The organism is Peptoclostridium sp., assembly GCF_009881055.1.
Lineage (GTDB): Bacteria > Bacillota > Clostridia > Peptostreptococcales > Peptostreptococcaceae > Peptoclostridium_A.
On the sequence record NZ_WXFG01000022.1, the window covers coordinates 35,078 to 51,307 of the forward strand.

Here is a 16,230-nt window from a genome sequence, read left to right on the forward strand (position 1 = left end):
CATTGTGGTAATATTTTAAATGTTTTTCAAATAAAACAGGCGATCAGCCGGCTCTATTTTGAAAAATGTGTGAAGAATAGTTTGAAAAATTGATAAATTATTAGTGGAATTATAGTAAAATATAAATATATATAAGAGGAGGGAGTATATGGCTAGCGACATTTTGGTCAAAACTAGAAAGCTAAATGAGATACTTCAAAAATCGGGCACAAATCCCGTTTCGTTTAGGGAGCTATGCAAGATACTGAGCGAGGTTCTGAATTCCAATGTATACCTGCTAAATGAAACAGGGAAAGTTCTGGGAATGGATCTGACTCATGTGATGGATAGTTCAGCCGTGTTGGACGAAGAGACCGGCGAGGAAAAGTTCCATGCTGATGATGTGGAAAATCTGATGAAAATCAACCAGACTATATACAATGTTACAAAAGAAAAACTTATAGAAATTTTCAGGAACGAGCCGGAAAGCTCATACAACAAACTGGCGACAATAGTCCCGGTCGTGGGAAGCGGCAAAAGGCTGGGAACCCTTATACTCTCGAGATACGAGCAGGAGTTCAATGACGAGGACCTTGTGCTTGCGGAGTACAGCGCAACTATTGTGGGGCTTGAGATACTCAGGGCAAAAAGCGAGGAGCTTGAGGATGAGATGCGCAAGAAGGCTGTAGTTCAAATGGCCATAGGGACCCTTTCATATTCCGAGCTTGAAGCGGTGGAGCACATATTCGACGAACTCGATGGCATGGAGGGACTGCTTGTGGCCAGCAAAATTGCTGACAGAGTGGGAATAACCAGATCGGTAATAGTCAACGCCCTAAGAAAGTTTGAAAGTGCAGGAGTGATTGAATCAAGATCACTTGGAATGAAAGGCACCCACATAAAAATACTAAATGACAAACTCTTGGACGAGCTTAAGAAGCTAAAAGGGTAAGATAAGACAGTAGGATTCGTAAAAAGTAGGGGCTTCCCTACTTTTGTTTTTTGCTAGGAGGGGACAGCTTGAAACCACTTGCGGAGAGAATGAGGCCCAAAAGCCTGGATGATGTTATAGGACAAAGGCATATTCTGGGTGAAGGAAAGATACTTAGAAAGCTTATATTGTCCAAAAATATAATGAATATGATATTTTACGGACCCCCCGGAACAGGCAAGACTACTCTTGCAAATGTCATAGCAGGCTATACGCACAAGCGGTTCTACAAGATAAATGCTACCGTAGCCTCCGTGGGCGACATAAAAGACATAATAAGTGATTCGAAAGGCCTACTAAATACAGCCGGAACACTTCTTTATATTGACGAGATACAGAATTTCAACAAAAAGCAGCAGCAGGTGCTGCTTGAATTCATTGAAACGGGAGAAATCAGCCTGATAGCCAGCACAACTGAAAATCCGCACCACTGCGTCTACAAGGCGATACTCAGCAGATCAAACGTTTTTGAGTTTAAGCCTCTTGGAAACGAAGATATAGCCATGGGCATGAAAAGGGCCATAAAGCTGCTTGAAGAGAATGATTTCGAAGGCTACAGCATAGAATACGACAATGACGCATTGTATGCCATAGCCGATTTTAGCGACGGGGATATGCGCAAGGCACTCAATCTTCTTGAAATTGCCGTATATTCGCTCGAGGCCGGGGTGAACATGAACCTGCAGCTCGACAAGGCGGCTGTCATGGAATGCCTGAGCAAGAAGATGGTGTATTCTGACAGCTCGGGAGATTACCATTACGATCTGCTGAGCGCATTCCAAAAATCGATACGCGGCAGTGATGTGAATGCAACGCTGCACTACATGGCAAAGCTTATAAAGACAGGGGACCTGCAGTCGATTACACGAAGACTGCTTGTGATAGCCGCTGAGGACATAGGCCTTGCATATCCGAATGCTATAACAATAGTTAAGTCATGCACGGATTCTGCAGCCCAGCTTGGATTCCCCGAAGCCAGGATCCCACTTGCCCAGGCCGCCATACTTTTGGCCACACTGCCCAAGTCAAATTCGGCAATTACAGCTATCGATGCCGCGCTGCGCGATATTGAAATTAAAAATACAGGCCAGATACCAATGCACATAAGATGCAACCATTACCAGGGAGCGGAAAGTCTGGGGAGGGGAGTTGGGTACAAATACCCGCATGACTATGAAAACGGCTATGTGCAGCAGCAGTATCTTCCGGAGGAGATCGCAGGTTCGGTTTACTATGTCCCGGGTGAAAACAAGTTTGAAAGAAGTCTTAGAGAACAGCAGGAGAGAATCAGGAAGCAGTCAAAATCCGCAAAAGAATAATGATTATGTATAAAAACAATTTTTTGAATAAATTCATCAAATCTGTTAAAATCATAAAGTTGTATGTCACTGCATGCAATGTGTTTAAAACTATGACAATATGGTAACAATAAGTTATATAAATGGTAACGCTTTCACGGTAACTAATCTATTGAAAAATGAGGTCTGTTGTGATATCATTCTATTAATTTAAGCAGACTGAAATATAAAAAAAATAAATAAAAAAACATACGCTTAAATGCGAACAAATGCATATTTTGAGTTGGGAGTTGATGAGTGTGGTAAGAGAATTCAAAAAGGTGCTCGTGGCAAACCGTGGCGAGATTGCCATAAGGGTGTTCAGAGCATGTACAGAGCTAGGCATCAGGACTGTTGGAATCTATTCGAAAGAGGACAAATACAGCCTGCACAGAACAAAAGCAGACGAATCTTATCTGATTGGCGAAGGAAAAGGCCCGATAGAGGCATACCTTGACATGGATGAGATAATCCATATTGCAAAGAAAAAAGGAGTAGACGCAATACATCCAGGCTATGGATTTTTGGCTGAGAACTCTGAATTCGTTAGAAAATGTGAAAAAAATGGTATTGCCTTCATAGGTCCAAGCGCTGAAACAATGGAAAGCATGGGAGACAAGATAAGCTCTAAAAAAATGGCCATGGAGGTAGGCGTGCCTACAATACCTGGCGTTGACCACGCCCTTGCAAGCAAGGAGGAGGCAAAGCAGGTTGCCGAAATGATAGGCTATCCTGTGATACTCAAGGCTTCAAACGGCGGAGGCGGCCGTGGCATGAGAATCATAGAGAAGGAAGAGGACCTCGAAATAGGCTTTGAAAGCGCTGTGAGCGAATCGCAAAAGGCTTTCGGAAGCTCAGCAGTGTTCGTGGAGAAATACCTTAGGAATCCAAAGCACATCGAGGTGCAGGTGCTAGGAGACAAGCACGGCAATATTGTTCACCTTTTTGAAAGGGACTGCTCAGTGCAAAGAAGGCACCAGAAGATAGTCGAGTATGCACCGGCCTTCTCTCTGCCTGATGATCTAAGGCTAAGCATATGCAACGACGCAGTAAAGCTTGCAAAGCACGTAAAGTATGCGAATGCAGGTACTCTTGAATTCCTTGTGGACAGCACAGGAAGCTACTACTTCATAGAGATGAACCCAAGAATACAGGTTGAGCATACTGTGACAGAGATGATAACAGGTATAGACCTTGTACAGAGCCAGCTTCTGGTAGCGCAGGGCTACGAGCTTGGAGGCTCTGAAATAAACATAAAGTCGCAGGACGACATCAAGATAAACGGCTACTCTATACAGTGCAGGATTACGACAGAGGATCCAAAGAACAACTTCATGCCTGATACGGGCAAAATAGACGTGTACAGAACAGGTTCGGGCTTTGGCATAAGGCTTGACGGCGGCAATGGATTTTCCGGCGCCGACATAACTCCTTTCTATGACAGCCTTCTTGTGAAGACTATTTCGTGGGACAGGACTTTCGAGGGTGCAGTAAGAAAAGCTGTGCGTTCTATAAAGGAGCTGCGTGTAAGGGGAGTTAAGACCAACGTGGGCTTCCTTGTAAACGTACTCAGCCATGAGAAGTTCAAGGCGGGTCAGTGCGATACGAACTTCCTTGACAAGACAAGAGAGCTGTTTGACATAGAAGAGAGTAAGGACAGAGCCACAAAGATATTGAACTTCATAGGCAATGTCGTTGTAAACGAAAGAAAAGGCGCAAAGCTGGAACTTGAAAACATTTCTGTTCCAGGCACTGAAGACATAGAGATTAAAAAAGGCTCAAAGGACATGCTGGATGAGCTTGGAGCCAAGGGCTACTCTGAGTGGGTCAAGGCTCAAAAGAGACTTCTCATTACGGACACTACAATGAGGGATGCGCACCAGTCGCTTGTGGCCACAAGATTCAGAACCAGAGACTTTGTAAAGATATCAGATGCAACAAGCAAATACATGAACGACCTTTTCTCGCTTGAAATGTGGGGCGGAGCTACTTTCGACGTTGCATACAGGTTCCTCAAGGAGTCTCCATGGGAAAGGCTTGAGATTCTTAGAAATAAGATACCTAACGTAATGTTCCAGATGCTCCTTAGAGCGTCGAATGCGGTAGGCTACAGAAACTACCCTGACAACGTTATAAAGCAGTTCATAGAGGAGTCGGCCGCTTCAGGCATAGACGTCTTCAGGATATTCGACAGCCTTAACTGGGTTGAAAACATGAAGCTTCCAATCCAGGAAGCCCTTAAGACTGGGAAACTTGTAGAGGGATCTATATGCTATACAGGCAACATACTCGACGAGAGCAGACTCAAGTACAACCTCGACTACTATGTGAAAATGGCCAAGGAGCTTGAAGCTCAGGGCGTACACATGATAGCAATAAAGGACATGGCGGGACTTCTCAAGCCTTACGCAGCATACAAGCTTGTCAAAACGCTCAAGGAAGAGGTTTCGCTGCCTATACACCTGCATACACACGATTCATGCGGCAATGGCGTTTCAACTCTTATGATGGCAGCCGAGGCGGGTGTAGACGTAGTCGACTGTGCGCTTGAAGCCATGTCGGGACTTACAAGCCAGCCGTCTATGAACAGCCTTATAGAGGCGCTCAAGGATACTCCAAGGGATACGGAGCTTAACCTTGACAACATAGTAAAAGTTGACGACTACTACAAGGAGCTCAGAAAGACCTACCTAAGCTTCGAGAGCGACCTTAAGACTACTTCTGCCGAGATATACAAGTATGAGATACCTGGCGGACAGTACTCCAACCTCAAGCCGCAGGTGGAGAGCCTCGGACTTGGCGAGAGATTCCACGAGGTCAAGGAAAAATACAAGATGGCCAACGAGCTGCTTGGCGACATCGTAAAGGTTACTCCGACATCGAAAGTGGTGGGAGACCTGGCGATATTCATGGAAAAGAATGATCTGGACAATGAAAACATATACGAGCTTGGAAAGAACCTTTCGTTCCCTGACTCTGTAGTGGACTACTTCAAGGGAATGATAGGACAGCCTGAGGGCGGTTTCCCTAAAGAGCTTCAGGAGATAGTCCTAAAGGGAGACCAGCCTATATCATGCAGGCCTGGAGAACTTCTGCCTGACGAGGACTTCGAAGGCATAAAAGCAGAGCTTGAGAAGAAGTTTGGCGTTAAGCAGACTATGAAGGATGTAGTGAGCTACTGTCTGTATCCTAAGGTTTATGAGGATTTCCTCGAGCACAACCTCAACCAGTACACAGACGTGTCAAACCTTGAGAGCCACGTATTCTTCTACGGCCTCAGAAAGGACGAGGAGTGCGAAGTCGAGATAGAGGAAGGAAAGACTCTGTCAATTAGGCTAGTGGATATTGGAGAAACTAAGAAAAACGGCCAAAGGACAGTTACCTTCGAGCTTAACGGCATAAGAAGAGAAGTAGACATACAGGATAACAATGCCCAGTCTGCTGAAGACCATATCTTAAGGGCCGACATGAACGACCCGTTCCAGGTCGGCGCGAGCATACCTGGCAAGGTAATAAAAATACTTGTCAAGGAAGGCGACGCAGTAGTTGAGAACCAGCCGCTTATAGTCATAGAAGCCATGAAAATGGAGACTACAATTGTGTCTAAGTGCAACGGTCTAATAGACAAGGTATATGTAAACCAGAACAACATGGTTTCAGACAAACAGCTTCTTATATCGCTTAAAGAAGAATAGATCAAACAACAAGGATAGCCTGAATTTTGGGCTATCTTTTTTTTCGTGATAATATTGACAACATTGTCCTAGGGATGTATACTGAAAATGTAGTCAATCCCGATAGGTTTACTAGGGATTAAAGATATGAAATATCCCACAGACGGGGTGATATAATGATACTTTCGACAAAGGGCAGATACGGACTTAAGGCAATGTTTGTCCTGGCTCTAAACGAAGGCAAAGGGCCCATACCGCTAAAGCAGGTGGCCAAGGAACAGCACATATCCGAGCAGTATCTGGAGCAGTTAATGAGCACTCTGAAAAAGGCGAAGCTAGTAAAGAGCGTAAGGGGTGCCCAGGGCGGATATCTTCTCTACAGGGATGCACAGACCATAAGCGTAGGAGACGTCATAAGGGTACTTGAAGGCCCGATGGTTCCATCAGAATGCGTGGCTGATGAGGATTCGAGCTGCGACAATGCGGACTTCTGCGTCACAAAGGAAGTTTGGGAGAAGATGAAATCAAGCATAAATTCCGTAATGGACGGAATCACATTAAAGGACATGGTCAACGACCACCACAAAAAAATGGAAGCAGGCAGCAGGCTAAAACTCAAGGAATAGGAGATGGATGTTATGGAAAAGAAACGAATTTACATGGACTATGCAGCTACAACTCCGATAAAAAAGGAAGTAGTAGACGCGATGATGCCGTATCTTACAGAGCATTTTGGTAATCCATCTAGCGTACATGGATTTGGAAGGGATGTCAAAAAGGCAATAGACGAATCAAGAATGACTATTGCCAAAGCCATAAATGCGGCTCCGGAAGATATATTCTTTACAGGGGGCGGCTCAGAATCAGACAACATGGCAATAAAGGGAATAGCTTTCGCATACAAGGACAAAGGCAATCATATCATAACCTCCAAAATAGAGCACCATGCAGTGCTCCATACGTGCGAATACCTTGAAAAGCATCATGGCTTCGAGGTTACATACCTTGATGTCGATAAGGACGGAATAATAAGCCTAGATGAGCTCAGTGCTGCAATAAGCGACAAAACAATACTGATAACAATAATGCAGGCAAACAACGAAATAGGCACGGTTCAGCCTGTTAAAGAGATAGCGGAGCTTGCCAGGGAAAAGGGAGTATTCTTCCATACTGATGCTGTTCAGGCTCTTGGCAATATAGAAATAGACGTCAAAGACATGGGTGTCGACCTGATGTCGTTTACAGCCCATAAGATATATGGTCCAAAGGGAATAGGAGCTCTCTATATGAGAAAAGGGATTAAGCTTCATCCGCTGATTCATGGAGGCTCGCAGGAGAGGAAAAAAAGGGCCGGCACAGAAAATGTGGCAGGAATCGTAGCATTTGCCAAGGCTGTAGAGCTGGCAACAAAGGATATAGAAGGCCATGCCAGCAGACAGATGCAGCTTAGAGACCACCTAATAGACAGCGTGCTCAGCAGAATTCCGCACACAAGACTTAACGGTCACAGACAAAAGAGGCTTCCTGGAAACGCCAATTTTTGCTTTGAGTTTATTGAAGGAGAATCAATACTTCTTAGCCTTGACCTTTTAGGAGTTGCAGCTTCAAGCGGTTCTGCATGCACATCCGGTTCGCTTGACCCGTCGCACGTGCTAATGGCGCTAGGACTGCCTCACGAGATAGCACACGGCTCTTTGAGGCTTACTATAGGCGACATGACGACTAAGGAAGATATTGATTTTGTGGTGGACAATCTTGAGAGGATTGTTATAAGGCTAAGGGAACTTTCGCCGCTGTATGATAAATTTGTTAGGGAGGAAAGCCAACATGTATAATGAAAAAGTAATCGAATATTTTGTTCATCCAAGAAATGCAGGAGTTTTAATAGACGCTGACGGAATAGGTGAAGCGGGAAGCCCGGCGTGCGGAGATGAAATGAAGGTATATTTAAAAATAGAAAATGATGTAATAGTAGATGTCAAGTTCCAAACATACGGCTGCGCCTCTGCTATTGCAAGTTCAAGCATGGCTACTGAAATGATAAAGGGCAAGACTATACAAGAGGCTCTTGCCGTTACAAACAAGGATGTAATAAATGCACTTGGAGGCCTGCCAGCTCCTAAGATTCACTGTTCTGTACTAGCCGAGCAGACAATAAAAAGAGCTATACTTGATTATGCAAAAAAGCACAACATAACAATTGAAGGTATTGACAGCAAGATACTTGAGGATGACGCACACGACCACGGACATGACGAAGAATAGACTAATACCAAAAAGACCTGTAAAGCAGGTCTTTTTTCTTGATAAAGCCACATTGATGATGTAGTATTAATTATTATGTAAATATGAAATTGAAGACAGGTGGGAATATGAACAATAAAGTTATGATAGGTATGAGTGGGGGAGTCGACAGCTCAGTCGCTGCTTATCTGCTCAAGGAGCAAGGCTATGAGGTGATAGGCGTATTCATGAAGCTCTGGGAGGGCCAGCACGAGACTGAAAGAGCCTGCTGCTCGCTTTCTGCGGCTGAGGATGCCAGAAGAGTGGCAGACAGGATAGGCATACCCTTTTACGTTATAAACATGAAAAAGCCTTTTATGGAGAAGGTGGTAGATTACTTTGTGGACGAATACCTCCTGGGCAGAACGCCGAATCCGTGCATAGCATGCAACAAGCACATAAAATTTGATGAATTTCTTAAAAAAGCAATAATGCTTGGCTGTGACCATGTGGCCACAGGCCATTATGCGAAGGTGGAGTACAGCAGCGAGCACGGCAGGTTCTTACTGAAAAAATCGGCTACGGACGAGAAGGACCAGACATACGCCCTCTACAATATGACACAGGAGCAGCTCAGCAGGACTGTGCTCCCGCTTGGAACCTACAACAAGGGTCAAATCAGAGAGATAGCAGCAAATATAGGTCTTGTAACGGCCAACAAACCGGACAGCCAGGAGATATGCTTTGTGGAGGACAACGACTACGCGTCCTTTGTAAAAAGCAGATCAAATAAGAAAATACAGCCGGGCAATTTCGTTGACAGACAGGGGAATGTGCTTGGAAGGCATGAAGGCATAATCAAATATACCATAGGCCAGAGAAAGGGCCTCGGAATAGCACTTGGTTGGCCGGCATACGTTGTGGATATTGATTCTGAGACTAATTCGGTGGTGCTGGGCACAAACGAAGAGGTGTTCAAAAAAGGGCTTGTGGCAGATGACGTCAACTTAATAGCTTATGATAGGATAGAAGACGGCATGAAGGTGGAGGCCAAGGTAAGATATAATGCCAGACCGAAACCGGCTACTGTCTACAATGTTGACGGAGGCAGAATAAAACTTGTGTTTGATGACAGGGAAAGAGCAATAACTCCTGGACAGTCTGTTGTCATGTACCAAGGCGATATAGTGGTGGGCGGAGGCATAATAGAAAGCTCTATTGTGTAATTAGGGACTATCATATTGACACATCAAGACTCGTTGTATTAATATTTATAGTAATAGCTTGCCGCTGTTTAAATGCTTAATAAACGGGATAAACATATAATCCCTGGCCAGATTTTAACTGTGGCGAGGGATTTATTTTTAGATGATGAACTTTAAGGAGGCAGTGTATGAAAAAGTTAGGGCTCAACGAATTGAGAAGGATGTTTTTGGAATTTTTTGAATCTAAAGATCACTACGCGCGCGGCAGCTTTCCTCTAGTACCTGAAAACGACGAGAGTCTGCTTCTCATAAATGCAGGAATGGCCCCTATGAAGGCGTATTTTATGGGAAAGGAAACACCTCCCAACAAGAGAATGGCAACTTGCCAAAAATGTATTAGGACGGGCGATATCGAAAACGTAGGGATTACTGCGAGACACGCAACTTTCTTTGAAATGCTAGGCAACTTCTCCTTCGGGGACTATTTCAAGAGGGAGTCCATAAAGTGGGGATGGGAGTTCGTAACTGAGCACCTTGAGATACCTCAGGACAAGCTCTGGGTCACAGTATACGAAGAGGACGATGAAGCCTACGACATATGGAACAAGGAAGTAGGAGTGCCTGAAGACAAGATAGTAAGACTTGGCAAGGCGGACAACTTCTGGGAGATAGGCACCGGCCCTTGCGGACCGTGCTCCGAGATATATTTCGACAGAGGAGAAAAATACGGCTGCGGCAGCCCTGACTGCAAGCCTGGCTGCGACTGTGACAGATACCTTGAGTTCTGGAACCACGTTTTCACTCAGTTCGACAAGGATGAAAACGGCGTATATAATCCGCTGCCAAATCCAAACATAGACACAGGCATGGGCCTTGAAAGAATAGCCTGCATAATGCAGGATGTCGACACCATATTCGAAGTCGACACAATAGACCATATACTTAAGGGCGTATGTGAGATTTCAGGTGCTAGCTACGGCAAGGAAAGAAATACAGACATATCAGTAAGAATCATAACAGACCATATAAGGGCTGTGACGTTTATGATAGGAGACGGCGTGCTCCCTTCAAACGAAGGCAGGGGCTACGTGCTAAGAAGGTTGCTGAGAAGAGCCGCAAGACACGGCAGACTGCTTGGAATCAAGGGGGCGTTCCTGTGCGAGCTCATGGACAAGGTGGTTGAAGTCAGCAGCGACGCATATCCCGAGCTTAAGGAAAAGCAGGAGTATATTAGAAAGGTCCTTAATGTGGAAGAGGACAGATTTGAAGAGACTATTGACCAGGGTATGGATATACTAAAGGGTTATATGGAAGCTTTAAAGGGAGCAGGCAAAAATGTAATCCCGGGAGAGGACGCATTCAGGCTGTATGACACTTATGGATTCCCAATAGACCTTACTAAAGAGATAGCCGGAGAAGAGGGCTTTACTGTGGATGAAGCCGGTTTTGAGAAGGAAATGGAAGACCAGAGGGAGAGAGCCAGAAGCGCAAGAGGCGAGATGGAGGGCGCAGGCTGGAAGGAAGACGTCTTTGCAGCGATTGACAATTCGGTAAAAAGCGAATTCCTAGGCTATGAAACTCTTGAAACCCAGGCAAAGGTGCTTGCCATAGTAACTGACAGAGGCGTTGCAGAAAGCCTGGGCGAAGGAGAAAAAGGCATAGTAATACTCGACAGGACGCCTTTCTACGCGGAAAGTGGCGGCCAGGCAGGCGACCAGGGACTTATAGAGGGCGATAATCTCATTGTTGAGGTTATAGACACGCAAAAGGGCCTTAACGACAGAATACACCATGAGGTAGTTGTAAGGAAAGGCGAGTTGAGCATAGGGCAAGAGGTAAAGCTTTCTGTTGTTGAAGAGATAAGGATGGCTACAGCTAGAAACCATACGGCGACACACATGCTGCAGGCGGCGCTTAGAAAGGTTCTTGGAGAGCATGTAGAGCAGTCTGGATCTCAGGTGAATCATGAGAAACTGAGGTTTGACTTTACGCATTTTGAGCCTATATCGAAGGAGCAGCTGCTCGAAGTTGAAAATATAGTCAACATAAACATACTAAAGTCGCACGGCATTGAGGTTAAAACCACAACTCTCGATGAAGCCAAGCAAAGCGGAGCAACCGCGCTTTTTGGCGAGAAATATGGTGACATAGTCAGAATGGTTAAAATGGGAGACTACTCTACTGAGCTTTGCGGAGGAACTCACCTTGAAAATACTGCACAGGTTGGCCTCTTTAAGATAATATCAGAAAGCGGCATAGCGGCAGGCGTTAGAAGGATAGAGGCTGTAACAGGAATGGCAGTATACAACATGCTAAACCACAAGCAGCAGGTCATAGACAGCGCGTGCTCAGCACTAAAGACTAAGGAAGATAACATAGTGCACAGAGCCGAGGGCGTGATGCAGCACGTAAGGGAACTTGAAAAGGAAGTTGAAGAGCTCAAAGCCAAGCTGTTCTCAAGCTCACTTGATGACATACTGGGCAAGAAGGCTTCAATCGACGGAGTTGACTATATCGTTGAAAGAATGGACGGTCAGGAAATGGATTCTCTTAGGGCCAATGCTGACAAAATAAGAGACAGGATGGTTTCAGGCGTAGTAGTACTTGCAGGAGCCGAAGGCGAGAAGGTGAATTTTGTGGCTACGGTTACAAAGGACCTTGTAGCAAAAGGACTCAATGCCGGAAATATAGTCAAGGAAGCCGCCAAGATAACAGGCGGAGGCGGAGGCGGAAAGCCTAATATGGCCCAAGCCGGAGGAAAGGACGCATCAAAGCTAGAAGAGGCCCTTTCTGCAATTCCTGGTATAATTAAGACTCAGATAAAATAAATATAATAAACTCCAAGGGGCAGGTCAACCTGCCCCTTGTTAAGTGGAATAATGATGATACAACTGTAAAAAAACGAGGCATAAATGTGATATAATAGTTAATGAAATAACTAAAGGGGTGATATTAGTGAACTTTAACAATGAAAACACAATGAAGTTTGAAGCTGTAAGAGACGAAAACATGACTCCAAGGGTGGTACTTGAGACGGTTTACGAGGCTCTCAAGGAGAAAGGCTATAATCCCATTAATCAGATGGTGGGCTACTTGCTTTCTGGAGACCCGACCTATATAACAAGCCACAAAAACGCCAGAAGCATAATAAGAAAAGTCGAAAGAGACGAGCTGCTGGAAGAAATCCTAACTGAATATCTTAAAGGAAAGTAGGCGGTATCCAGGTGAAAAAAACAATTTTTGCGACTTTCATGTGCATTGCCCTGCTGCTTAGTCTGGCGTCGGGCAATTCTGCGTATGCGGCCCCAAAGGGCAAGGTGGTAGTAATAGTTGCAAATAGAATGGGAATGCAGGAGCTGCTTGAAATTAAAGCTCTAAAGAGAGAGCTTGAAAATCGTGGTTATGCAGGCCTTATGAATATCAGAGGCTCCAAGGGGTCGAGTGATATAAGATCATATGCATCCATAGGCTGGGGCACCAGAGCATATTTAAACGTTGAAGACGTTGATATCAGGACAAAGGACCCGCTAGAGCAGGACGTTTTTGAAAGAAGGACTGCAGCAGAGGCGGCGCATATAAACAACGTTAATATCAACGCTCTGCAGACAACAAATCTCGACGGTGAATATAACGTATTTCCAGGACTGCTTGGAGAGGAGCTAAAAAACAACGGACTTTCCATTTCTGTTGTGGGCAATGCTGATACTGATGTTGCAAAGGTCAGGTATGCAGCTCTTATAGCAATGGACAAGGACGGTAACGTACCCTCGGGCGAGATAGAGGACGTAAGCAAGGTGGATTCCAGAATGCCTTTTGGGATAGCCACTGATTACGACAAGCTTAAAAAGTATACTCAGCAGTATTATGAGAATTCTGATGTGACGATAGTGGAACTAGGTGACACATACAGGCTTGACGACTACAAAATCTACCTAAATGACAAAGCCTACGGAATAATGAAGGACAGCATATACAAAAATGCCAACGATTATATTGAATATGTCCTTGGTAGCCTGACCTCTGAGGATGACAGGGTATATGTGGTTTCGCCGTATACAAGACTTGCGGACTACAAGAATTACCAGAGGCTCGCGCCGATTTTTATATTTGAAGGTGACAAAGCTGGTGTTGCATATTCAGATACCACAAGACGCGATGGCATCATAGGCAACATCGACGTTGCCGCGGATATACTTGATTATTATGGCATAAGCTCTGAACTGGCTTCGGGCAAGCCGATAGAGGCCAAGGACAAGTCAGATGCGCTTGCTTATCTTGAAAAGGAATATGCAAAGATTGCCGCTACGTACCAGTTGAGGATTCCCGTACTCTATACGTATGCAGTTTTTGAAATGCTGCTATGGATAATAGTGTTTACATGTATAATGAAAAAGGACAGGGTTAAGAACAAGTATTTCAACCTGCTATCTAGGACGCTGCAGTTCACAGGAGTTGTTCCGTTTGTGATGCTCATAGAGCCTGCCTTTGGAATTGTATCCAAGTTAGGCACAGTGGCATTCATACTTGCAGTATCTTCCGGCATATACTACATGATGCACAGGATGATAAAGACTGATCTGGACAGGCTCATATTCCTAAGCGTGCTAAACGGTCTGGGAATACTTAGCGATGCAGTGCTTGGCCAAGAGATGATAAAGCGCTCCCTGCTTGGATATGATTCGATGATAGGTGCAAGATTCTATGGCATAGGAAACGAATACATGGGTATACTGATAGGGGCCGCTCTTCTCGCTGTTTCAGGCCTTTTGCAAAAAGGGAAAATCACAAGGAGCGTAACAGCAGGCGTTCTCGTTACAACCATGATAATACTTGGTTTCCCCAAAATCGGAGCCAATGTGGGCGGTCTTATAACGGCGGCCACATGCTTTCTACTTTTCGTGCTCAAGTCGTATAATATAAAGATAGATTTCAAGAGGATAATACTGATAGGCTGTTTCGTTGTTGGCGCTGTGGTTTCAATGGCGCTGCTGGACATATATGTTCTTGGCAGCAAGTCCCACCTTGCTGGAGCAATACAAAGCATAGGAGAGGGCGGACCGCAAGTAATACTCCAGATAATACAAAGAAAGCTTGAGATGAATTACAGATTGATTGGCGCATCGATATGGAGCAAGGTATTCATAATTGCGCTTCTGATTGTAGGGATACTTTTCTACAGGCCGTTTGGAATACTAAAGACAATATGCGGTGAGAATCCGTGGCTTGCAAAAGGCTGGATTTCAATTATCGTAGGAAGTTTCGTTGGTTTTGCTGTAAACGACTCTGGTGTGGTTGCAGCTGCAACCAGCATATCGTTTGTAATAATTTCAGCGCTAGTGCTTTGCATGAATAAAATAGTATCTGAAAAAGTCAGTTAGCCAGTTGGAGGTAAAATGCATAAAAAAATGGGATTAGACGTAGGCGACAAGACAATAGGAGTTGCTCTAAGCGATATTATGGGGATTACTGCGCAGCCTCTTAAAACAATAAGAAGAAAAGGTTACGAAAAGGACTTTGAGGAGCTAATGCAGATAATAGAATCAAACTCTGTGGATGAGATAATATCTGGACTCCCAAAGAACATGAATGGAACTCTAGGACCTCAGGGAGAAAAGGTAATTAAATTCATAGAAAAGCTACAGAAGGCTATAGATATAAAAGTGGAGTACTGGGATGAAAGGCTAACTACGGTTGCAGCCCAAAAAGCCCTTATAGAGGCCGACATGAGCAGGGAAAAGAGAAAAAAGGTAGTTGACATGGTGGCTGCAGCTCTCATACTGCAGGGATACCTAGATATGAAGAATATGAAAAAATAAGGAGCGATAACAATGGAAGAAAACAAGATAACTCTGCTTGACGAAGAGGGCAATGAAATGGAGTTTGAAATAATAATGACTCTTGATGTTGAGGGCGTGGAATATGCAATACTTGCTCAGGAAGGCGATGAAGAATCGGCTGTTGTACTAAGAATGGATTATGACGAGGACGGCGAGCTGCTGCTTGTGCCAATAGAGGATGACGAGGAGTACGAAAACGTAGTTAGCGCGTATGAAGTGCTTGCAGAAGAGGAAGAGCTTTAGGCCATAACATATCGAAGGGACAGACATCTTAATGGTGCCTGTCCCTTTTAACTGCAGGGCTGCTTTTAGTCATAAAAGAAGAAAAAGCTGTTGACAGTTGTCTTTTATTGCCATATAATAACTCTTAAATGATATTGTTTTTTAAATGAAAATAAAGGTGATCATACATGGACACAAGCTTCGATATAATAAAGGAAAGGCTAAAGGACAAGGGCCTCAAGTTCACTCCCCAGAGAAGAAACGTCATAGACACTGTCGTGGAGTCTTCCGGTAGACATTTGAATATAGAGGAAATATACAACATAGTAAAGAAAAAATGTCCAGAAATCGGCCTGGCAACCGTATATAGGACTATACAGCTGCTGGATGATATAAATGTACTGTCAAAGCTCGACTTGAATGATGGCTGCATAAGGTATGAGCTCTCGATTAACGACGATGACGATCACAGCCACCATCATCTGATATGCAGAGAATGCGGCGAGGTCATAGAGGTCAAGGAAGACCTGCTTGAGATGCTTGAAAATATCATAGAGAAAAACTATAATTTCAAGATATATGACCACGATCTTAGGGTGTTTGGCATATGTTCAAAGTGTAGAAAGTCTGAATAGGTGACATTGTTTATAAAGACCTGGGAAGCAGGTCTTTTTTATTTTGAACCAACTGCGGTTTTATGCTAAAATTATTATGTGAAGAGTTATAGATGACCGGCTATTATCTATGGCTTGCTGAATTAAC

13 protein-coding genes are annotated in these 16,230 nt (G+C 44.4%); all 13 read left to right on the plus strand.

Features of this window, described 5'->3' with window-relative positions; translation table 11 throughout:
- Window positions 1-148: 148 nt before the first annotated feature.
- The 13 genes from codY to GT589_RS05550 all read left to right on the plus strand — a co-directional run bounded on the left by codY (window position 149) and on the right by GT589_RS05550 (window position 16,103).
- Complete coding sequence (gene codY / locus GT589_RS05490; RefSeq protein WP_293397191.1) at window positions 149-931, plus strand: GTP-sensing pleiotropic transcriptional regulator CodY; 783 nt, start codon at window positions 149-151, stop codon at window positions 929-931.
- Between the two features lie 89 nt (window positions 932-1,020).
- Complete coding sequence (locus GT589_RS05495; RefSeq protein ID WP_442952081.1) at window positions 1,021-2,289, plus strand: replication-associated recombination protein A; 1,269 nt, start codon at window positions 1,021-1,023, stop codon at window positions 2,287-2,289.
- A 272-nt stretch (window positions 2,290-2,561) separates the two neighbouring features.
- On the plus strand, window positions 2,562-6,002 hold the full coding sequence (locus GT589_RS05500) for a pyruvate carboxylase (RefSeq protein WP_442952079.1): 3,441 nt from the start codon (window positions 2,562-2,564) through the stop codon (window positions 6,000-6,002).
- Between the two features lie 155 nt (window positions 6,003-6,157).
- Complete coding sequence (locus GT589_RS05505) at window positions 6,158-6,607, plus strand: RrF2 family transcriptional regulator (RefSeq protein ID WP_293397200.1); 450 nt, start codon at window positions 6,158-6,160, stop codon at window positions 6,605-6,607.
- A 12-nt stretch (window positions 6,608-6,619) separates the two neighbouring features.
- Window positions 6,620-7,816 (plus strand): cysteine desulfurase NifS, encoded by a 1,197-nt coding sequence (nifS, locus tag GT589_RS05510; RefSeq protein WP_293397203.1) that lies wholly within the window; start codon window positions 6,620-6,622, stop codon window positions 7,814-7,816.
- On the plus strand, window positions 7,809-8,246 hold the full coding sequence (gene nifU, locus GT589_RS05515) for a Fe-S cluster assembly scaffold protein NifU (protein WP_293397206.1): 438 nt from the start codon (window positions 7,809-7,811) through the stop codon (window positions 8,244-8,246). Before nifS ends, nifU begins: the two co-directional genes overlap by 8 nt.
- 107 nt (window positions 8,247-8,353) lie before the next feature.
- Window positions 8,354-9,430, plus strand: a complete 1,077-nt coding sequence (mnmA, locus tag GT589_RS05520; RefSeq protein WP_293397209.1) for a tRNA 2-thiouridine(34) synthase MnmA — start codon at window positions 8,354-8,356, stop codon at window positions 9,428-9,430.
- Between the two features lie 167 nt (window positions 9,431-9,597).
- Window positions 9,598-12,237 carry an alanine--tRNA ligase gene (alaS, locus tag GT589_RS05525; protein ID WP_293397212.1) on the plus strand — a complete coding sequence of 880 codons (2,640 nt, stop codon included), beginning with the start codon at window positions 9,598-9,600 and terminating at the stop codon, window positions 12,235-12,237.
- Window positions 12,238-12,388: 151 nt separating this feature from the next.
- Window positions 12,389-12,622 carry an IreB family regulatory phosphoprotein gene (locus GT589_RS05530; protein WP_330582867.1) on the plus strand — a complete coding sequence of 78 codons (234 nt, stop codon included), beginning with the start codon at window positions 12,389-12,391 and terminating at the stop codon, window positions 12,620-12,622.
- Between the two features lie 11 nt (window positions 12,623-12,633).
- Window positions 12,634-14,787, plus strand: coding sequence for a hypothetical protein (locus GT589_RS05535; protein WP_293397218.1), 2,154 nt, complete (start codon window positions 12,634-12,636; stop codon window positions 14,785-14,787).
- 15 nt (window positions 14,788-14,802) lie between these two features.
- Window positions 14,803-15,225 carry a Holliday junction resolvase RuvX gene (gene ruvX / locus GT589_RS05540; RefSeq protein WP_293397221.1) on the plus strand — a complete coding sequence of 141 codons (423 nt, stop codon included), beginning with the start codon at window positions 14,803-14,805 and terminating at the stop codon, window positions 15,223-15,225.
- A gap of 12 nt (window positions 15,226-15,237) precedes the next feature.
- The gene (locus tag GT589_RS05545; protein ID WP_293397224.1) at window positions 15,238-15,489 is read left to right on the plus strand and encodes a DUF1292 domain-containing protein; all 252 of its coding nucleotides are present in this window, start codon (window positions 15,238-15,240) and stop codon (window positions 15,487-15,489) included.
- A gap of 167 nt (window positions 15,490-15,656) precedes the next feature.
- Window positions 15,657-16,103: a Fur family transcriptional regulator gene (locus GT589_RS05550; RefSeq protein WP_293397227.1), complete on the plus strand. Its 447-nt coding sequence runs from the start codon at window positions 15,657-15,659 to the stop codon at window positions 16,101-16,103.
- Window positions 16,104-16,230: the final 127 nt, after the last annotated feature.